Below are 4073 nucleotides of genomic sequence, written 5' to 3' on the forward strand. Positions count from 1 at the left end.
TTGCTGCTCTCCGCGCGTTGCTCCTAGCGCGGGCTCTCTTGTCCCCGCGGGGGGGGGGCCGGCCCCCGGGGCCCCCAACCACCCCTGCTGTGAAGGAGCCCGTACGTGCGCCGAACCCATGTCGGTACGCATCCCGGCGCGGTCGTGGTCCGGGCGGTCGTCGGGGTGCTCGCGGCGCTCGTGCTCGCGCTGTGCTGCGCGCCGTCCGCCACGGCACACACCCGGCTCGAGTCGTCCGCACCCGCCGCCGGGTCGACGTCGGACACTCCCGTCACCGAGGTCACGCTGCGGTTCACGCTGCCGGTGAGCCGGCTCGGCGAGGGGATCGTGATCGACGGGCCGGAGGGCACCGTCGTGGCCGACGTCGCCGCAGCGGGGGACGGCCTGGTCCTGGTGGCGACACCGTCCGAGGCGCTGACCGCCGGCGACTACACGGTCACCTGGACGGCCGCGGCCCAGGACGGCCACCCGCTGGAGGGCACCTTCGGCTTCACCGTGACGGGCACGAGCGCGGGCACGGGCGCGAGCGCGGGCCCGAGCGAGCCGGCCGGAGGCACAGGAACGCCGTCGGCGGGCGCGAGCTCCGGCACGGACCACGACATGAGCGGCATGGACCACGACATGAGCGGCATGGATCACGAACCGTCCGCGATGGACAGTCCCGCGACCGATGTGGCGGCGGCGCTCGTCCGGCTCGGCAGCGCGCTCACACTCTGGAGCGGGCTGGTCGCCGCCGGTGCCCTGGCGTTCACCGCCTTCGTGCTCCGCGGGCGCGACGAGGTGGACGCGCCTGTGGTGCTGCGGCTCGCCCGCTGGGCGGGCGTGCTGATCCTCGGCGGCCTTGCCCTCCGGGTCCTGGCCGGATCGGTGTTCGTCGCCCACGGCGACCTCGCCGCGGCCGTCTCACCGTCGGCGATCGTCGGCTCGCTCACCGGCACCACGCTCCGGGAGCTCGGCCTCCAGGCCGCCGGCGCCGTCGCGCTCGCGGTGGGCGCTCGGCGGACGTTGCGCGGGTCGTGGCTCGCCGTGATCGGTGTGGTGCTGGTGGGCGCAGGGCACGTCCTCGGCGGCCACAGCAACACCGTCGAGCCACGCTGGCTCGTCGTGACCGCCGACGTCGCGCACCTCGCGGCCGCCGCGACGTGGGTGGGCGGCGTCGTCTCGATGGGCCTTCTGCTGCGCGCCAGGCACCGGGACGGGTACGACCTCGACGCCGCGCTGATGGCCGCTCGCTTCTCCGTCGTGGCGGCCCTCTCCGTCACGGTGGTCGGCGTGGCCGGCGTGGTGCTGGCCGTCGGCATCATCGACCGCCCGGAGCAGCTCTGGCAGAGCACCTGGGGGCTCCTGCTGCTGGCCAAGGTCGGCGTCGTCGTGGTGGTCGGCGTGATCGGCGCGTACAACCACTTCCGTGTCGTGCCACGGCTCACGGCCCGACGCCGCGGGGTGGTGCGCCATGCCGGACGCTCCCATTGGGCCGGCGGCGTGCTGCTGCGCAGTGCCGGCCGCGAGACCACCCTGATGGTCGTGATCGTCCTGCTCACCGCGTGGCTGGTCGCCGCGTCGGTGCAGGACTGAGGTCGTCCGCCATGGTGCGGCTGTCGCGCCCGTTTGATCGCTCGGCCCAGACCGTTCTGTACGGTGACAAATCAGGCAGTGCGACTGGAGAGCCGTGATGTAAGAGTATGGGTGGGGGCAGGGGAGGTGGACTGATGGACCCACCGGAACTCTTGAGCATACTGGTACGGAATCTCGCCGAGACCGACGACGACCGTCCGTTGTTGACGCGGCTGTGTGAGGCGTGCGTCGACACCTTTCGGGCGCAGGGTGGTGCCCTGACCATCTCGGCGGGCCCGGGAGAGCAAGCCGCTGTCAGCACGCCAGGCGCGTTCGAGGATCTCGAGCCGCTCCAGGAGGTGCTGGGCGAGGGGCCGGTGCACCAGGCCATTGCCGAGGACCGGGTGGTGGTCTTGCGGCTCGGTGCGTCGGTGGACGAGTACCCCGTCTTCTCCCAGCTGACCAGGTCGGTCGGGGGTGAGGCGACGCTGTACGCCGTGCCGGTGCACGGCGAAGACAGGGTCGTCGGGGCCCTCAGCCTGTATGTGACCGCCGATCCGCGGGCTCGTAGCGCGGAGGACCTGCAGTTCGTTGCCGACGCCGTCGGTACGGTCCTGCTGGGCCACGCCGAGCTGCTCGACTGGTCCGAGCGGAACCCGTTCCACCTGGCCACGGGGATGGTCGTCGCCCAGCTCGGGATCAGCCCGGACGACGCGTCCGCGATGATCCGGGCGCGCGCCTTCTCGAGTTCGACGAGCCTGCTGTCCGCGGCTCGGGACGTGCTCGAACGCCGCGTGACGTTCTCGTACGACGAGTAGGCCGTGACACGATCGGCCCGTGAGCGACAAGACCCAGGACCGCGTGCTTCCCCGGCTGGTGATGATCAGCGGACCGATCGCCTCGGGCAAGAGCACGCTGGCCGGAGAGCTGGCCCGGCTGTTGCGTCTGGAGGATTTCTCGGTCGCGCTCACCGACCTCGACACCGTCGCGGAGATGGCGCTGCCGACGCTGCCGAGCTGGGACTGGGCTCACGGGGTCCACGCGCAGCTCGTCGGCGCCTGGCTGCGGACCGACGTCGATGTCGTGGTCGACGAGGGCACCTCGAACCCGGCCGAGGTGCAGCAGGTGCTCGACCAGGTGCCTGAGGGTACCGACGTCTTCCACGTCGTGCTGACTGCCGACCTCGACGCCTCTCTTGCTCGGGCGAGGGCCGACTCCGGACGCGGGATCAGCCAGGACGCCACCTTCCTCCGCGGCGACCACGAGGCCTTCGCGCGGCACCTGCCGCACCTGCCGAGCGACCTTCGGCTGCACGTCGAGGGTCGGGAGCCCGCGGCGCTGGCACGCGAGGTCCTCGCTCGTTGCTCCGGACAGGGCTCAGCGCCCGCCCTCTGACAGCCCGGCGCGGCACACAGGGTTTACCCGGAGCTCGTGGCGACCGAACGTCGGCCCGTGGGCTGACGACCGGCAGGAGCCGGATCGCTTGGATGGGAGGCATGAGCACAACCACTGCACTCGCAGCGGCTCCGCGGGTGGGAACACGGGAGCGCTGGCACTTCGTCGACTCGCTGCGCGGGTTCGCGGTCCTCGGGATCCTGCTGGTCAACGCGATCGACATCATCGGCCCCGGGAGGGACCGCATCCTGGCGGGTGGCGCCGTCGTCCCGGACCCGGTGCAGGACGCGCTGTACCTCACGGTCCAGACCCGCTTCGTGCCCATCTTCGTCTTCCTGTTCGGCATGAGCCTGTGGATGGTGCTCGACGGCGCCCGCGCCCGGACCGCACGCCCGGGGCTCGTGCTGGTCCGCCGGCTCATCGGGCTCGCGGCCATCGGCGGGCTCCTCATGCTCGTCTACCCCGGCAACGTGCTCCTGGAGTACGCAGTCGTCGGACTGCTGATGCTGCCGGTCGTCCACTTCGCGCCGCGCTGGGTGACCCTCGGCGCCGGTGTCGCGCTCACGGGCGTGGCGTACGCCATGTTCGGCGGAGGGATCACTGCCCTTCCTGGTCTCATCCTGCTCGGTGCGGGTGCTGCGGCCCTCGGCCTGCCTCGTGTCCTCGAGACCTCGCGCAAGACCGTCGGCCTCGCGTTCGCCGTCGCCGCCGCGTTGACCGTGCCTGCTCTGACGTGGCAGCTGACGACAGCTCCCGGCGACCCGCGGTTCACGAACCCGGGCGGTATCGCGGGCCTGGTCATGGCCGTGCTGTACGTCACGGGCCTGGCGCTGCTGTGGCAGACGCCCGCGCGGCGAGTGCTCGCCGCCGTGTTCGAGCCGCTGGGCCGGATGGCGCTGACGAACTACGTCGCGGCCGCGATCGTGATGGCCCTGGCCGCGCAGCTCGTGGACTTCGGCCGTCTGACCAGCGTGACGCCCGTCGTCGTGCTGTCCCTCGTCGTGATCGCGGTGCAGTCCGTGCTGAGCCGCCTCTGGCTCGAGCACTTCGTCTACGGTCCGGTCGAGTGGCTGTGGCGCAGCGTGACCTGGCTGCGTCGGGCGGCCGGCCGCCGGACGCGGTAC

General features: G+C 72.1%; 4 protein-coding genes. All 4 read left to right on the forward strand.

The annotated features are described in order from the left end of the window. The first annotated feature begins 105 nt into the window (after positions 1-105). Positions 106-1575 carry a CopD family protein gene (locus tag ACFWE2_RS24790; protein WP_377226871.1) on the forward strand — a complete coding sequence of 490 codons (1470 nt, stop codon included), beginning with the start codon at positions 106-108 and terminating at the stop codon, positions 1573-1575. A 203-nt stretch (positions 1576-1778) separates the two neighbouring features. Further along, positions 1779-2372 (forward strand): GAF domain-containing protein, encoded by a 594-nt coding sequence (locus ACFWE2_RS24795; RefSeq protein WP_377226872.1) that lies wholly within the window; start codon positions 1779-1781, stop codon positions 2370-2372. 19 nt (positions 2373-2391) lie between these two features. Continuing rightward, positions 2392-2949 carry an AAA family ATPase gene (locus tag ACFWE2_RS24800; RefSeq protein WP_377226873.1) on the forward strand — a complete coding sequence of 186 codons (558 nt, stop codon included), beginning with the start codon at positions 2392-2394 and terminating at the stop codon, positions 2947-2949. Positions 2950-3050: 101 nt separating this feature from the next. Then, a partial coding sequence (locus ACFWE2_RS24805; protein WP_377226874.1) for a DUF418 domain-containing protein occupies positions 3051-4073 on the forward strand: 1023 nt, incomplete at its 3' end.

Source organism: Promicromonospora sp. NPDC060271, assembly GCF_042726755.1.
Lineage (GTDB): Bacteria > Actinomycetota > Actinomycetes > Actinomycetales > Cellulomonadaceae > Promicromonospora.